The organism is Endozoicomonas sp. (assembly GCF_965196975.1).
Classification (GTDB): Bacteria; Pseudomonadota; Gammaproteobacteria; order Pseudomonadales; family Endozoicomonadaceae; genus Endozoicomonas.
In genome coordinates this window covers 5,637,568-5,652,398 of record NZ_OZ239981.1, presented here as the reverse complement: position 1 = coordinate 5,652,398, position 14,831 = coordinate 5,637,568, and the positions used below count along the sequence as shown (strand labels likewise).

General features: G+C 48.8%; 15 protein-coding genes. 5 read left to right on the top strand and 10 right to left on the bottom strand.

Going from position 1 to position 14,831, the window contains the following annotated elements; genetic code table 11:
* Positions 1–298 precede the first annotated feature (298 nt).
* Positions 299–532: a hypothetical protein gene (locus ACOCLE_RS25010; RefSeq protein WP_066018792.1), complete on the top strand. Its 234-nt coding sequence runs from the start codon at positions 299–301 to the stop codon at positions 530–532.
* A gap of 1,025 nt (positions 533–1,557) precedes the next feature.
* On the opposite strand, the gene ACOCLE_RS25005 is transcribed toward ACOCLE_RS25010, so the two are convergent.
* Positions 1,558–1,866: a hypothetical protein gene (locus tag ACOCLE_RS25005; protein WP_419534725.1), complete on the bottom strand. Its 309-nt coding sequence runs from the start codon at positions 1,864–1,866 to the stop codon at positions 1,558–1,560.
* Positions 1,867–2,145: 279 nt separating this feature from the next.
* Entirely contained in the window at positions 2,146–2,475 is a 330-nt protein-coding gene (locus ACOCLE_RS25000) for a type I secretion C-terminal target domain-containing protein (RefSeq protein ID WP_419534724.1), read from the bottom strand.
* 74 nt (positions 2,476–2,549) lie between these two features.
* Here ACOCLE_RS25000 and tnpC point away from each other — a divergent pair, with 74 nt between their 5' ends.
* Together tnpC and ACOCLE_RS24990 are read left to right on the top strand one after the other, a co-directional pair.
* Positions 2,550–4,055, top strand: a complete 1,506-nt coding sequence (tnpC, locus tag ACOCLE_RS24995; protein ID WP_419532963.1) for an IS66 family transposase — start codon at positions 2,550–2,552, stop codon at positions 4,053–4,055.
* Between the two features lie 92 nt (positions 4,056–4,147).
* Complete coding sequence (locus ACOCLE_RS24990; RefSeq protein WP_419534723.1) at positions 4,148–4,384, top strand: hypothetical protein; 237 nt, start codon at positions 4,148–4,150, stop codon at positions 4,382–4,384.
* Positions 4,385–4,734: 350 nt separating this feature from the next.
* On the opposite strand, the gene dnaJ is transcribed toward ACOCLE_RS24990, so the two are convergent.
* From dnaJ to grpE, 4 genes are all read right to left on the bottom strand, one after another.
* Positions 4,735–5,877 carry a molecular chaperone DnaJ gene (gene dnaJ / locus ACOCLE_RS24985; RefSeq protein WP_419534722.1) on the bottom strand — a complete coding sequence of 381 codons (1,143 nt, stop codon included), beginning with the start codon at positions 5,875–5,877 and terminating at the stop codon, positions 4,735–4,737.
* A 25-nt stretch (positions 5,878–5,902) separates the two neighbouring features.
* Positions 5,903–6,070, bottom strand: coding sequence for a hypothetical protein (locus ACOCLE_RS24980; RefSeq protein WP_419534721.1), 168 nt, complete (start codon positions 6,068–6,070; stop codon positions 5,903–5,905).
* Positions 6,071–6,201: 131 nt separating this feature from the next.
* Positions 6,202–8,133, bottom strand: coding sequence for a molecular chaperone DnaK (gene dnaK / locus ACOCLE_RS24975; protein WP_419534720.1), 1,932 nt, complete (start codon positions 8,131–8,133; stop codon positions 6,202–6,204).
* Positions 8,134–8,343: 210 nt separating this feature from the next.
* Positions 8,344–8,949, bottom strand: coding sequence for a nucleotide exchange factor GrpE (gene grpE, locus ACOCLE_RS24970; RefSeq protein WP_419534719.1), 606 nt, complete (start codon positions 8,947–8,949; stop codon positions 8,344–8,346).
* Between the two features lie 235 nt (positions 8,950–9,184).
* Here grpE and recN point away from each other — a divergent pair, with 235 nt between their 5' ends.
* Positions 9,185–10,882 (top strand): DNA repair protein RecN, encoded by a 1,698-nt coding sequence (gene recN / locus ACOCLE_RS24965; protein WP_419534718.1) that lies wholly within the window; start codon positions 9,185–9,187, stop codon positions 10,880–10,882.
* Between the two features lie 78 nt (positions 10,883–10,960).
* On the opposite strand, the gene fur is transcribed toward recN, so the two are convergent.
* Complete coding sequence (fur, locus tag ACOCLE_RS24960) at positions 10,961–11,371, bottom strand: ferric iron uptake transcriptional regulator (protein ID WP_139117266.1); 411 nt, start codon at positions 11,369–11,371, stop codon at positions 10,961–10,963.
* Between the two features lie 120 nt (positions 11,372–11,491).
* Between fur and ACOCLE_RS24955 the strand changes: the two genes are divergently transcribed.
* Complete coding sequence (locus tag ACOCLE_RS24955; protein WP_419534717.1) at positions 11,492–11,866, top strand: outer membrane protein assembly factor BamE; 375 nt, start codon at positions 11,492–11,494, stop codon at positions 11,864–11,866.
* Positions 11,867–11,916: 50 nt separating this feature from the next.
* Here ACOCLE_RS24955 and ACOCLE_RS24950 read toward each other — a convergent pair whose 3' ends face one another.
* The 3 genes from ACOCLE_RS24950 to ACOCLE_RS24940 all read right to left on the bottom strand — a co-directional run bounded on the left by ACOCLE_RS24950 (position 11,917) and on the right by ACOCLE_RS24940 (position 14,092).
* Positions 11,917–12,240 (bottom strand): RnfH family protein, encoded by a 324-nt coding sequence (locus ACOCLE_RS24950; protein ID WP_419534716.1) that lies wholly within the window; start codon positions 12,238–12,240, stop codon positions 11,917–11,919.
* Positions 12,233–12,664 (bottom strand): type II toxin-antitoxin system RatA family toxin, encoded by a 432-nt coding sequence (locus ACOCLE_RS24945; protein WP_419534715.1) that lies wholly within the window; start codon positions 12,662–12,664, stop codon positions 12,233–12,235. Before ACOCLE_RS24945 ends, ACOCLE_RS24950 begins: the two co-directional genes overlap by 8 nt.
* Positions 12,665–12,733: 69 nt before the next feature.
* Entirely contained in the window at positions 12,734–14,092 is a 1,359-nt protein-coding gene (locus ACOCLE_RS24940) for a sodium-dependent transporter (protein ID WP_419534714.1), read from the bottom strand.
* Between the last annotated feature and the right edge of the window lie 739 nt (positions 14,093–14,831).

Genomic DNA, 14,831 nt, shown 5'->3' with positions numbered 1-14,831 from the left:
ATGCCCGGCCTAAGGAGTAGAGCCGGGACTTAGGTGCCTGCTGGATATCGGACAGTCACAGTAAACAGCATAGGACGCAGAATGAAGGCCTTCACAACAAAACGATATGTGGTCAAACAGAAAGTACAGACGTGCAACAGAGCATGGCTGGAGGAGGTATTCAGCAGCCCCTGCAAACGAACCGCCGTACAAAGCTATCACCAGCTGTGCGATGAATGGCCTGATAGTTACTTTGAATTGACGGAAACAATAGACACCGAAACCTGCCTGGCTTTCACCCCTCACAAAGGATAACAACATGGCCACCACCAACATCTGGCAGCAATTCAAATCCCTGATACCCGAAGGAGCCAGAACCGTCGTCACCATCACCAGCAACAACGGCGACGGAACCAGCAGCGCAACATTGAGAGATGGAACGAGTATCAGGGTTCAGGGAGAAAATGTCGAGCCGGGTGGAAAGGCATTAATTAAGCAGGGAATAATTAGTAGTCAAGTGCCTGATATACCAACATATGAGGCTGAAATTTAGAGACTAAAAACGAAAAATATCTGTTTGCTTATCAATTAGTTAAAGTATTCGGTTTCCTAAAAAAAGTGACAGTAACTATTTGATATTAATATAGATGTCACTGCCTTGAGGGGGCAGTGCCTGTATGGGCGTACGAGTTCGAGTCTCGTCTTCGGCACCAAATAAAAGCTGTGAGAATTATTCTCACGGCTTTTTTTGTATCTGGAATAAATGTCCAGTATTGCTTTCCCCTTTTTTGTTCTGAATATGACCTTCAATCAAAACTCGAAAGTTTGAACTTTTGAGCAGTTTCTTTTTTTGCTTACCTCTCCTCAGCTTGGTTAAGCATCAATTTTACTCTTCAGGTATATCATCATTTAACTGGATATTTTGGAAATCTAGTTTTTAATTCAAGTAATGATAGATAGCCGATATGTATATCCAAATAACAAACTGTCATTATCCTTATTGGCCGAGGCTGCATGTTACGTTGAGTCATGCTGCCGATATAACACAATACCCGGCAGATGGTTTAGCTTCAGTGCAGTGTGTGGATAGTGCTTGTTATGAAAGTGTTAGTGTTCAATCTGTAACTTTACCGATGCGAATCTGTGGTTACATCTGCTTATCTGACAACTGGCTAAGTCGACCTGACATTTGTGAGGAAATCTGTCCTGAGGGTTCTGTTGACAGCGTAGCCTCTGCTTTAACTCCAAGTCCTCCTGCCGCGACTTTTCCCCAGAACCTTTTTGACCGGCCTGGCAGGCAAGATAAGAACGGTTATTCATGTAGTGTGTGTAATCGCCATTTAAAGTCTTTAAAGGGGGGTTAAGGGGCATATGATGATACATACTGGAGAAAAGCCATTCGCTTGCAACGATTGTGATAAACGGTTCAGGCAACAGATTCATTTGAAAAATCACTTTCGTTCTCAGCACAGCGAGTTAAAAGAGTATAAGTGTGAAATATGTGAGTATACGCTTTCGCCCCGTCCCGCGCTCTGTATGCATATGAAAAGCAAACATCCTAAGTAATGCTTTAGATTATCAGTCAGAGTTGCTACTAAGGTCTTTATTGATTTTGTGAATCATCCCCTGTGTAACCTGCTCTTCACCAAACATAACACAGGCTGCAAGGCAGCAAGCTGTGGATAACCGGAAGCCACCGGCCTGTTGGGTTTTGTAGTGCCAGCCATAGCGCGTAAGCGATTTATAATTACAGTTAATCAGATATGTGCTGCTTTTATCGTGTGATTCGGGTGTTACGTGAATAATGCCGAAATTGCCCTGTAGAGAAAATGTTTGTCTGTCCTGACGGGAAAAAAACTGAATCAGATCGCTGAGATTCATGCTCAAGTCTCTTTTTATTACCTAATGTTCTCAGCGTATTTATTAAGCATCACTCATGCCATTATGACCTATTGCCTTATTTCCCACGGTATTCATCAGGTTTTTTCTTTCTGGTTATAACCTTTTTTATGGGTAAGGGATGGGGTTATGTAACGTAGAGAAACAACGGGTGAATATGGGCAGAGTCTCTTTTATCTTAAATAGATATAAAGCTTATATTTTTTATAAAAATATAAGCTTTATTCAGTGGGGTGACCGGTTGTTTTGCTGAAATAACGTACGCTTTTAATCCGTGCTCAGATTTCCACTATTCAGCATACTGTTGATGATCTCTGCATCGGTACTGCCCAACAGTGAAAGATCTACGCCCTGCAGAGTGATTTTCTGGGTGATATCACCGCCAGCCGTGTCGCGAACTTCAACAATGGGGTTGGCTGGGTCAGCCTGATCAAATGAAAGGTATTGGGTCAGGTCATTATTTTCTTCATCAACCAGAATGCTACTCAGATCCAGGCTATCGCCTTCGGACATATTGAAATCAGTAATAGTATCTTGAGCCGGGATGGCTGCAGTACCAATATCGCCAATATTAAACTTGAAGTAACTATTCAGCACCCTTCATATAAATCTGGAATTTTCTGATTTTTCGACCATCATCTTATACTCAATTTTTCTAACAAATCTCCAGTATGGAACCAGACTTCCCAGCTACTCCGTTTACCGAAGCTCTCCTTAAAGAGAATGAAGAGCTTCGGACCGAGAATGCGCTTTTACGGGAACGTTGCAGCGAACTGGAAGAAAGGGTTAATAAAAACAGTCAAAACAGTAGTAAGCCACCATCGTCAGATGGTTATCAAAAGCCCAGTAAAAAAGGGAGTGATAAAGGTGATACATCTTCCAAAGAAGCCCCCTGCTCCTCACAGGAAACACCGAACCCCAAAAGCCTTAGACCATCTTCAGGCAATAAACCAGGTGGCCAGAAAGGTCATCAAGGCTCTTGTTTGAGACGTGTCGCCTTACCCGATTATGTCAGGCATCTGAAGGTTGAAAAATGTTGCTGTTGCCAGTCTTCGCTTATCGATATTAAACCCACCAAATACATTGAGCGACAGGTTTTTGATCCAGGTAGACCCGGAGAATTTGAAGTTACCGCGTACTGGGCAGACGTTAAAGTATGTCCTTGTGGTAAACGGAACACCGCTGAGTTTCCCCAAGGAGTGAAAGCCGCTGCTCAATACGGAGAAGTGACTCAGGCAATGGCTGTTCATTTAAACCAGTATCACTTCATCCCATATCACCGGGTGTCTGAGTATTTCAATACTATTTATTGCATGAGTGTCAGCGCAGGCTCTGTTGCCAATTTTGTTGCCTATACCCATGAGAACCTGGCCTCTACTGAGCAGAGTATCCGCGATGCTTTACAAGAAAGTCCGGTTGCAGGAGCGGATGAAACTGGCATGCGGGTTGACGGTTCACTGTGGTGGTTACACATTATGCGAGATGACCAATGGACGCTTTACTACCTCTCAGAAAGGCGAGGTTGTGAAGCAATGGATGCAATGGGCATCCTGCTGACTTTTGCAGGCATTCTGGTTCACGATCATTGGAAGTCCTACTTTGCCTATGCGGCAGTGCATGTGCTTTGTAATGCCCATCATCTGAGAGAGCTTCAGGGAGTTGTCGATAGGGATGCGAATAAGCTGGCTCTGCGGCTGATGAAATTGCTTACGCTCTCCTGGCACTTCTGCAAGAAATACAAAGCAGCCGGTCTGACTCAAATGCCTGGTGCAATACAGCTTCGCATTGAGACGATATACGACCAAATCCTTCAAAGGGCTCTCACGAAGGAAACCGCTTATATGGAAAAACAACGACAGGTGCTTGGACGTAAGAAGGTCAGGAATACCAAGGCCTACAACCTGTTCAAAAGGCTTATTGAGTTTAAGGTTGAAACGTTGCGCTTCATGTCGGACTTTTCAATTCCCTTCGATAACAATGGCAGTGAACGTGATGCCAGGATGGCCAAACTTAAGCAGAAGATCTCAGGCTGCTTCAGAAGCGAAGACGGAGGTACCATGTTTACCCGAATCCGAAGCTATTTATCATCTGCTAAAAAGCAGGGGTTGAACATATTTCAGGCGCTTCTTAAAGCGGTTCGAAATTACAACAATACGCCTTTGCTGGGTGCTGAATAGTTACAGACAAACTTGAGCTTCTTATTGGGAGAAAAGCGAATTTTTCCGGCAAATATATCCTGGCAGCGTTTGGTTGTGGTACGGCATGTCAGGTGATAACAATTGTTGATGTTGATACTGGTAAAATTGCGATGCCGGTAAGTTCATCGGATGGCTCATGCTATTTGAAAGACAGTAGTCTATTGATTATTAATCCCTACATATCAAAAACATATGACGAAGATCTGCCAGACTGGGCTTTTACCTACTACTACATCTTTGAGGGTGGTCATTTAAAGCTACTGCATCAAACAAAAGAACCGTTTAATGGCGAATGCCAAACAAGTTAGAGGTTATCTCTAAAGGTTTAAATCCCATGGATAACACGGTGAACAGCCCATGGGATAGTTAGAGAAATGCTGGGAAATGCGGCCTAAGAAAGTGTGGTTACTTTGTTAATTATTTAAGCGCTTGTTTGATTCTTAACTATCGCTCTTAATAGTCATCATGTATTCAGGGTGTTTTCATGTAGGTAAAGAGGCTGGCGATATTCCCGTTTTTCTTAAATGCTCAGATTTCTGCAGCTGGCAGGTAGATATTCCACATACTGTCCAATTGAGAGCATCGTCAAAAATAAACTGAAGGGAAAATAAAAGGCCCCTGAGTTCAGGGGCTGATTCTTAGTGAAGGGAGCTGGAGATCAGGAAGTCATGTCGTCAAAGAACTTTTTCACGCCATCGAAGAAGGACTGCTTTTTAGGCGACTGGTGACCGGCACCTTCTTTTTTGAAGGTTTCATCCAGCTCCTTGAGCAGCTCTTTCTGACGCTCGGTCAGTTTTACTGGCGTTTCAACCACAACGCGGCACATGAGATCACCGGCACTGCCACCACGCACTGGTACAACGCCCTTGCCGCGCAGACGGAACAACTTGCCGGTCTGCGTTTCTTCAGGAATCTTCAGTTTCACTCGACCTTCAAGGGTCGGAACTTCCAATTCGCCACCCAGTGCTGCGTCCACAAAGGTAATGGGTACTTCGCAGTACAGATGCTTGCCATCACGCTGGAAGATCGGATGATCGGCAACACTGACCTGAACATAAAGGTCACCGGCTGGGCCACCATTGCTGCCGGCTTCGCCTTCACCCGCGAGGCGGATGCGGTCGCCGGTATCAACACCCGGTGGGATTTTAACAGACAGTGTCTTGTATTCCTGAACGCGGCCTTCACCGTGACAGGCATGGCAGGGATCTTTGATCATTTTGCCCGTGCCACGGCAGTCAGGGCAGGTTTGCTGAACAGAGAAGAAGCCCTGTTGCATACGCACCTGACCAATGCCCCCACAGGTGGTACAACCAACAGGCTGGGTGCCTTTTTTCGCGCCGGAGCCGTCACATTCAGTACAGCTGACCAGAGTAGGAATACGAATTTTCTTGGTGACACCGCGAACGGCCTCTTCCAGGCTCAGTTCCAGCTGATAGCGGAGGTCTGCACCTCTTTGTACAGAGCTGCGACTGCGGCCACCACCTGCACCGAAAATGTCACCAAAGACATCGCCAAAAATATCACCAAAGTTACCACCGGCAAAACCGCCAGCCCCGCCCATGCCACCCATGCTTGGGTCAACACCAGCATGGCCATACTGGTCGTAGGCGGCTTTTTTCTGGCCGTCGGAAAGAACTTCGAAAGCTTCATTAATTTCCTTAAAGCTCTCTTCAGCCTCTTTATCACCAGGATTTCGGTCCGGATGATGCTTCATGGCCATACGACGATAGGCCTTTTTGATGTCCTTGTCCGAAGCGCTCCTGTCTACACCCAGCACTTCGTAATAGTCGCGTTTTGCCATCAGTAAAACCCTGAGCTAACTGCATTCACCAGTCGAGCATGAAAACACAGAACTCACTGGATTCATGGTCAAGTCTGACAAAGCCTTCATTTTTGATATATACGACAACGCGGGAGTTAAACCCATCGTGTCTTCTGGAACCGTATTGCACTGGTAACCAGGACTGAAATCCATCGTTAATGCTACTTACCATAGTGACGACTATGGCTCGTTGCTTCGTTGTCTTTCAGTTCAGCTAACCGTATACGAGGTTAGAAGACTTGATCGGTATTAATCCCGCGTTGTGGCCAATCCAATCATCAGTCATTGATGATTGCTATGGTCTTACTTCTTATCATCCTTTACTTCTTCAAACTCAGCATCAACGGCGTCGTCTGCAGCGGAGTCGCCTTTGCTGCCTTCGCCACCTTCAGCCTGGGCTCCACCCTGTTGTTGCTGAGCTTCCGCATACATCTTCTGAGTCAGGCCAGCAGACGCTTCAGACAGAGCCTTGGTCTTGGCTTCGATCTCTTCTTTATCGTCACCTTTGGCGGCTACTTCCAGCTCTTCAACGGCTTTGTTGATAGCTGCTTTCTCTTCTTCAGTCGCCTTGTCGCCCGCTTCTTCAAGCATTTTGCGAGTAGCGTGTGCAAGGCCGTCGGCCTGGTTACGGGCAGCTGCCAGCTCTTCAAACTTCTTATCGTCTGCTGCGTTGGCTTCTGCATCCTTAACCATTTGATCGATTTCTTCGTCAGACAGACCAGAAGATGCCTTGATGACAATAGACTGTTCTTTGCCAGTTGCCTTGTCTTTTGCAGAAACATTCAGAATACCGTTGGCATCCAGGTCGAAGCTGACTTCGATCTGTGGCATACCACGCGGTGCTGGAGGAATGTCTGCCAGGTCAAAACGGCCCAGGGACTTGTTATGAGTAGCCTGCTTACGTTCACCCTGCAGAACGTGAATGGTTACTGCACCCTGGTTGTCATCAGCCGTAGAGAACACCTGAGACTTTTTGGTCGGGATGGTGGTGTTCTTTTCGATCAGCGGAGTCATGACACCGCCCATGGTTTCAATACCCAGGGTCAGCGGAGTTACGTCCAGCAGCAGAACGTCTTTAACGTCACCGGCCAGAACCGCTGCCTGAATGGAAGCACCCATGGCAACCGCTTCGTCAGGGTTAACGTCCTTGCGAGGCTCTTTACCAAAGAACTCGGCCACTTTCTGTTGAACCAGTGGCATACGGGTCTGACCACCCACCAGGATAACCTCGTCGATGTCAGACAGGTCGAGGTCAGAGTCTTTCACCGCGATACGACATGGCTCCAGGGAGCGGGCAACCAGGTCTTCTACCAGAGATTCCAGCTTGGCACGGCTGACTTTCACGTTCAGGTGCTTAGGACCGGTCGCATCGGCAGTGATGTAAGGCAGGTTGACGTCAGTCTGCTGAGTAGAAGACAGTTCAATCTTGGCTTTTTCAGCGGCTTCTTTCAGACGCTGCATGGCCAGTGGGTCACCTTTCAGATCGATGCCCTGGTCTTTCTTGAATTCGTCAGCAAGGTATTCGATCAGACGCAGGTCGAAGTCTTCACCACCCAGGAAGGTATCACCGTTGGTGGCCAGTACTTCAAACTGGTGCTCGCCGTCTACGTCTGCGATTTCGATGATGGATACGTCGAAGGTACCGCCACCCAGGTCATAAACCGCGATGGTCTGGTCGCCTTTCTTCTTGTCCATGCCGTAAGCCAGGGCAGCAGCCGTTGGCTCGTTAATAATACGCTTAACGTCCAGACCAGCAATACGGCCAGCGTCTTTGGTCGCCTGACGCTGAGAGTCGTTGAAGTAGGCAGGAACGGTGATAACGGCTTCTGTTACTGACTCACCCAGGTAGTCTTCAGCCGTTTTCTTCATCTTCTTGAGGATTTCAGCAGAGATCTGAGGTGGGGCTTTCTTGTCGCTCTTAACCTCAACCCAGGCGTCGCCATTGTCCGCTTCGATGATCTTGTACGGAACCATCTTGATGTCTTTCTGAACCACTTCGTCTTTGAAACGGCGGCCAATCAGACGCTTGATGGCAAACAGGGTGTTGTTAGGGTTGGTAACGGCCTGACGTTTTGCTGGCTGGCCTACCAGAATTTCACCATCGTCGGTGTAAGCGATGATGGAAGGTGTGGTACGTGCACCTTCAGCGTTTTCAATAACCTTTGCTTTTTCGCCATCCAGGATCGCCACACAGGAGTTGGTGGTGCCCAGATCAATACCAATGATTTTACCCATTTTGTCTTTCTCCATTGCTCTGAAGCCAGAGCGGAATTCTTTGAAATCAGTGATCGCTTCCCAGTGGTTTCAGCAGAGGCGGTGTCTGGTGAAACAGCGTCTATGTGGTGATTACCACGATCTTGGTTTGCTATATGGGAGCGGCATTTTCTTTTTCAAGGGGCTCTTTCAAGATTCTCGTCCTTGAAACAACCCGACAGTGAAATTTACTTAAGCTGCTTTGGAAACCACAACCATGGCAGGGCGGATAACTCGACCGTGCAGTGTGTAGCCCTTCTGGAAGACGTTCATCACGGTGTTTGGCTCCATGTCTGGGTTTGGCACCATGGAGATGGCCTGATGGAAATTCGGGTCGAACGGCTGACCTTCAGGGTTAACCTGCTCAACATTGAATTTTGCCAGGGCATCCAGCAGCTGTTTGTGGGTCAGGCGCATGCCTTCGAGCATGGTCTCATGCTGACCTTCACCCTGTTCTGCGCTCTCAATGCCTTTTTCCAGACTGTCGACCACAGGAATCAGTTCATTGACGAACTTCTCCAGTGCGAATTTGTGCGCTTTCTCGACGTCCTGCTCTGCGCGTCGCTTGGTGTTCATGGCTTCGGCATGGGCACGCAGAGTCTGATCCTTGGACTGAGCAAGCTGCTCTTCGAGTTCTTCAATACATCTGGCGGTATCGTCGATGGCCTGTTCTTCAATTTCCGGAGCTTCCTCCAGAATAGGGTCAACGACGGCTGCTTCAACATCTGCAGAGCTTTCAGCCTCAGTGGCTTCAGGCTTCTCGACCTGATCTTCTGCCTTGGTGTTTTCTACAGTCATTCCAACGTTTCTCCGGATTTCAATCCAGCCTGATATGCTGGCTGGAACGTGTCTTCGTGTTTTGAGCCGTGGCGCTTCTGTATGGCCCCAGGGCGAAAGTAAATATCAACTGATAGCCTAATATGGGGGTCATGGCAGCTTATTCAAGGGGAAATTTTCTTTACCAATTCGGGTTTTAAGTTTACTGTATAAATAAACAGTAACCCGATATTCAATTGGGATCGTGAGAGCTGCCATGCTGAACCAAATTTCCATCAGCAACTACGCCATCGTTGACCACCTGAACCTGGACATTAACCCCGGGATGACCGCCATTACCGGCGAAACCGGTGCCGGTAAATCCATTATGCTGGATGCACTTGGGCTGGCCCTAGGAGGCCGGGCTGACAGCGACTGTGTGCGGGATGGTGCTGACCGGGCCGATATCCGAGTCTGTTTTGACCTTCAGCGCATACCTGCCGCCAGAGAGTGGTTGCAGGAGCGGGATTACGATGGTGAGAGTGGCCGTAATGAATCACCCTCTACGGAATGTATTCTTCGTCGGGTTGTCACTCGCGAAGGTCGTTCCCGCGGTTATATCAATGGCATACCTGTCACGCTTTCCGAGTTGAAGGGGCTGGGGGAGTTGTTAATTGATATTCACAGTCAGCATGCCCACCAGTCACTCTTGAAAAAGAGCAATCACGCCGAGCTGCTGGATGAATTTGCCGGCTCGTTGGCACTCTCTCGAGAAGTTTCAGGCATCGCTGCGGATTATCGCCAGACCCGTGAACAGCTTCATGCATTATTATCGGACCAGCAGGACAGGGAAGAGCGGGTTCAACTGCTGAGCTATCAGTTGAATGAGCTGGAGCAGTTAAGCCTTCAGCCCGGTGAAGTTGAGCAATTGGAGCAGGAGCATCGCCAGCAGTCTCAGGCCGATGCAACCTTATCGGCTTGTCATCAGGTTACCCAGGTCTGTACCAGTGATGATGGTGATAACCTGCTGCAGCAGCTCTCTTTCTGTCTGCATCGCCTCAGTGAATTGCAGATTGAACATGCGGCCATCAATAACTCTCTGGATATGCTGTCATCTGCTCAGATCCAGGTAGAAGAAGCGGTTGGCGAGCTGAATCATTTTATTGATCACTTTGATGCCGATCCGGAAAGAGCCCGTGAAATTGAAGACCGGCTCAGTGCTATTTTTGATCTGGCCCGGAAGCATCGTGTCCAGCCAGAAGAGCTGCTGGAAAAACAGCAGCAGATCAGCGAAGAACTGGAAAAAGTTCAGTGTCATGACGAGCAGGTAGCCGGTCTGGAACTTTCCCTGGAACAGCTGCAGAAAAAACACAACCAGTTGGCAGAAAAACTGTCGGCCAAGCGCAGAGCTGCTGCGAGAAAACTGGAAAAGCAGGTGTCTGAACGGATCGCATTGTTGGGCATGCCCAAGGGTAAATTCTGCGTTGAGCTGACAGAAATTCCTGATCGTACCGTTGCTTCTCAGGGTTTTGAATCCATTGAGTTTCTGGTAACTACGAACCCGGGGCAGTCTCCGCGCCCTCTGGGAAAAGTGGCTTCCGGTGGTGAGCTTTCCCGTATCAGTCTGGCGATTCAGGTGATTATTGCGCAAACCGCGTCAACCCCAACGCTGGTATTTGATGAGGTGGATGTAGGTATCGGGGGTGGCACTGCAGAGATCGTGGGCAGTATGTTGAGAGAAGTGGGTAAAAGCGGACAGGTGTTGTGTGTTACCCATCAGCCTCAAGTGGCCTCCCAGGCTCATCAGCACCTTCACGTCAGCAAAAAAGTCAGCCGTAAAGCGTCCAGTACCCGTATTCTCAAACTGGATGGCGAGCATCGTGTCCATGAAATTGCCCGAATGCTGGGTGGTGTGGAACTGACCGCGCCGACGTTGAGTCACGCCCAGGAAATGCTGTTTCAGGCTCAGGCATAAAAGAAACCCCCGGCAAATGTCGGGGGTAATCTCAAAGGTTAGAAAGCCTGGTTACTTCTAGTCTTCTTATTCTGATGTTTATTTTTTCTTCTTTGGTCGTACATAGATCACTAAATTGTGATCCACGATTTCAAAACCGTGTTCTTCAGCAATGGCGTGCTGACGCTTTTCAATCTCTTCGTCAATAAACTCGATAACGTCTCCGGTTTCCATGCACACCATATGGTCATGGTGCTCTCCGCGGGAGAGCTCAAACACGGAGTGACCGCCATCAAAGTTATGGCGAACCACCAGACCGGCACTCTCAAACTGGGTCAGCACCCGGTAGACTGTTGCCAGACCCACATCCTCTTCTGCTTCCAGCAGAGCCTTGTACACATCTTCCGCCGACATATGCTTGTCTTCGGCGCCTTCAAGGATCTGCAGAATCTTCACTCGAGGCAGGGTGACTTTAAGTCCTGCTTTGCGCAACTCTTGATTTTCCAACACGTTTCCCTAACCCTTTGCAAGATAATCCTGCTATTATCACATTTTCGTGCAGCTTTTTCATTTTGCTCTGCGAGCAGGCTGCTAGTCATTTTTGAGCAAGATAGTGGAAGTCTGAAACCGATGCAAAAAACCACGATCGCCCTGGCCGCCTCACTTTTTTCAATCACCCTTCTGACAGGGTGTGCCAGCTCCACGGACAGTGGTTCAAAGCTTATCAGTTTCCCCGGTGCCTATAAAATTGATATTCAGCAGGGAAATGTCATTACCCAGGAAATGGTTGACCAGCTCCGTCCGGGTATGACTCGTGCTCAGGTGCAGTATGTTATGGGTACCCCCCTGCTGGAAGACACCTTTAACAGCCATCGCTGGGATTACGTCTACAGCCTGCAGCCCGGTGGCAAGAGCCGTGAACAGAAAACGGTAACGCTGTTTTTTGAAAACGACCAGCTCCGTTCTATTCAGGGTGACCTCAGACCCGGGAGTAATCAGCAGTAATCACTGCTGATACTATTTAATCCGGAAGAACACTCTCAGTTCTTACCTTCCTAAGTTGACTTCTTCTGTTTTGCCTGTTCAGCCCTGCGTTTGCGAACCTCTTTGGGGTCGGCAATCAAGGGGCGGTAAATCTCTACCCGTTCGCCTTCTCTCAGTGCCTGCTCTTCGGGCTTTAATACAGCCTTGCCAAAGATGCCAAGCTTCGCCTCATCCAGGTTAATCTCCGGAAAGTAATCGATGATGCCTGACGCTCTGGCTGCTTCGAGGACAGTCGTTCCCTCTTTGACCTTCAGCGCAATAATCTTTTGCTCATGGGCTCTGGCATAGGCCACTTCCACGTGGATAGTGGGTTCATCCATTAACATCTTAGCCATAAATCTGCTTCGCTCTCTTGCCAAAGGCATCCACCATGGCGTTCATCATCTGGCCGATCAGCCCTCCCAGCGTTGCCTGAGTCAGCTTATTGCTCATCTCAAACTCAAGCTCCAGAGATACCTTGCTTCCATCGTCGCCCAGGGGCTGAAATGTCCAGACACCGGATAAGTGTTTAAATGGCCCTTCCAGCAGCTGCATCTCAATAGACTTCCCGGGGATCATTTTGTTCCTTGTGGAAAAGCTATGACGCAGACCCGCCTTGGCCACTTCCAGGGTGGCTTCCAGCTGCTCACCTTCCTGACGGTCAATGCGGCCACCGGCACAACCCGGCAGAAACTCTGCATACGACTCAATATCACTGACCAGATCATACATCTGTTCAGCGGAATACATGACCAGTGCGGAACGGGAAATCCTTGGCATAGAAAGAGCCTTTCATAAAAAAGGCCGGATAGGATAACCCATTCCGGCCCTCGGATTAATAGACAGTATTTAGAACAGGGTAGTAATCAACACCGTCAACACACACAGCGGTACGATCACACGAATCATGGCGCGCCACAGGTTGAAGACGCCCACACTCAGGCCCAGCTCTTTCATCAGTGTAGAGCGCTTCATTACCCAGCCTGCAAAGATAGAGATCAGCAGGCCACCTACAGGCAGCAGGATATTACTGGTGAAGTAATCCAGCAGATCAAAGAAGTTCTTGTCGAACAGTGTGAAGGTCAGGTCACCGCTCATGGAGAACACGGTACCCAGGCCAACAAACCAGATGGCCGCACAGAGAATCACCGTCGCAACGGTACGGCTGAGCGGTGTGCGCTCGATCAGCCAGGCCAGAGCCGGTTCAACCAGGGAGATAGCAGAGCTCAGTGCAGCGATACCTACCAGAACAAAGAACAGGAAGCCAAACAACTCACCCATGGGCATGTGAACAAAGGCAGCCGTCAGGGAGACAAACAGCAGGCCAGGGCCAGCAGAGGGCTCCAGACCGTAAGCAAAGACGATTGGGAATACAATCAGGCCGGAGATAATGGCCATCAACGTATCCAGGGCAGCAACGTTAATCGCGGTTCTTGGAATCGAGTTATTGGCTGGCATATAGGCGCCATACGCCATCAGGCAGCACATGCCCAGGCTCAGGGTAAAGAACGCCTGACCTAATGCAGCAACAAAGGCTTCACCGGTAACCTTGGAGAAATCCACGGAGAACATAAAGTCAAAGCCGCGCATAAACTGTCCGGTTTCCAGCATGCTGTAGCCCAGCATGACCAGCAGCAATGCAAACAGGGCGGGCATCATCACCTGCAGACCTTTCTCAAGACCTTTGTGAATGCCGCGGGCGGTAATCACCAAGGTGATCACCATAAAGGCGGTGTGCCAGAAGATCTGACGAGATGCAGACGACACAAGTCCACCAAAGGCATCGCCAACCTGATCGGTGGTCATGCCGCTGAACGCACCGGTCACAATGTCCCAGGCATAAGAAAGGGACCAGCCAGCGATCACACTGTAGAAAGAGAGAATCAGGAAGCCGGCGAGCATGCCCATCCAGCCGATAATGCCCCACAGTTTGGAAGCGCCCAGGTCACTGGTCAGCTTGCGAATGGCGTTAAGGGGGCTAAGCCGGGTATGACGACCAATAGCTGTTTCCGCCATCAGCAGTGGGACACCCATAATGGCGATGCACAGCAGGTAAAGCATAACGAAGGCACCACCACCGTATTGTCCGGCGATGTATGGAAATTTCCAGATATTGCCCAGGCCGATGGCAGAGCCTGCCGCGGCGAGCAGAAAGGTCCAGCGATTAGCCCAGGTTTTTTTCGATGTCGTTGGATTTTGTCCAGACATGAGTTCCCCAATGAGTCGAATTATTTTACTCAGAGGCCGTTTGAAAGGCAGGTATGGTTAGACAACACAGAATAATAATTATTATGGATAACCCGCTGTGATACAGCAGAGATCATCTTTATCAATCATGGCCAGTTGTCGAAAACCAGAACAGTCACACTGCATTTCAGACGGCTTCTTGCTTCTTGAACAATTGCCACGCGAGATTTTCACGGGAACAGCACAATCCCGGCAAACCTCCAAACCGAACAATCAGCGATAAAGACTACCTTCAGGGCCTGTTGATGTTTCGTTGCGTGCTCAGCGAAACAGGGCGTTCCTATGACTAGACGCTGCATTGCAGTAATACCCTAAAGGCCAGTTGCCTTTCAAAATGTCGCAACGACGTCATAGGGGCGCCCTGATTCGTCCTCCGGATGGCCCAGAAAAGTGCCATCTGCTATGTCAGACTTGCTTGATGTAGCGTAACTACGGTCTGCGCAAGTCTTTCGCGCATGTGACACTTTTCTGAGCCACTGAGTCTCGTAACGAAACGTCAACAGGCCCTGATAAAACAGCCTGCTGATGGAAGAGCGGAGAAGATCAGACAGGTTTGGTCGCCATTGTACCGGTTAGGCACTACATCTCAACCGTTTTTGCCGTCTAACCGGTCAAAATAGAGTTTTTTGAATATTGTGGTTATTAAATGCAGAAATATTCACTATGCTAAACATTCGTTGATCCGGCGCTATTGTCGAAA

What these genes read in the sequence shown, in the direction of transcription:
- ACOCLE_RS25010 (WP_066018792.1), top strand. Translation starts at nt 299, where the DNA reads ATGGCCACCACCAACATCTGGCAGCAATTCAAATCCCTGATACCCGAA.
- tnpC (WP_419532963.1), top strand. Translation starts at nt 2,550, where the DNA reads ATGGAACCAGACTTCCCAGCTACTCCGTTTACCGAAGCTCTCCTTAAA.
- dnaJ (WP_419534722.1), bottom strand. Translation starts at nt 5,877, where the DNA reads ATGGCAAAACGCGACTATTACGAAGTGCTGGGTGTAGACAGGAGCGCT.
- ACOCLE_RS24980 (WP_419534721.1), bottom strand. Translation starts at nt 6,070, where the DNA reads ATGGTAAGTAGCATTAACGATGGATTTCAGTCCTGGTTACCAGTGCAA.
- dnaK (WP_419534720.1), bottom strand. Translation starts at nt 8,133, where the DNA reads ATGGGTAAAATCATTGGTATTGATCTGGGCACCACCAACTCCTGTGTG.
- grpE (WP_419534719.1), bottom strand. Translation starts at nt 8,949, where the DNA reads ATGACTGTAGAAAACACCAAGGCAGAAGATCAGGTCGAGAAGCCTGAA.
- recN (WP_419534718.1), top strand. Translation starts at nt 9,185, where the DNA reads ATGCTGAACCAAATTTCCATCAGCAACTACGCCATCGTTGACCACCTG.
- ACOCLE_RS24955 (WP_419534717.1), top strand. Translation starts at nt 11,492, where the DNA reads ATGCAAAAAACCACGATCGCCCTGGCCGCCTCACTTTTTTCAATCACC.
- ACOCLE_RS24950 (WP_419534716.1), bottom strand. Translation starts at nt 12,240, where the DNA reads ATGGCTAAGATGTTAATGGATGAACCCACTATCCACGTGGAAGTGGCC.
- ACOCLE_RS24945 (WP_419534715.1), bottom strand. Translation starts at nt 12,664, where the DNA reads ATGCCAAGGATTTCCCGTTCCGCACTGGTCATGTATTCCGCTGAACAG.
- ACOCLE_RS24940 (WP_419534714.1), bottom strand. Translation starts at nt 14,092, where the DNA reads ATGTCTGGACAAAATCCAACGACATCGAAAAAAACCTGGGCTAATCGC.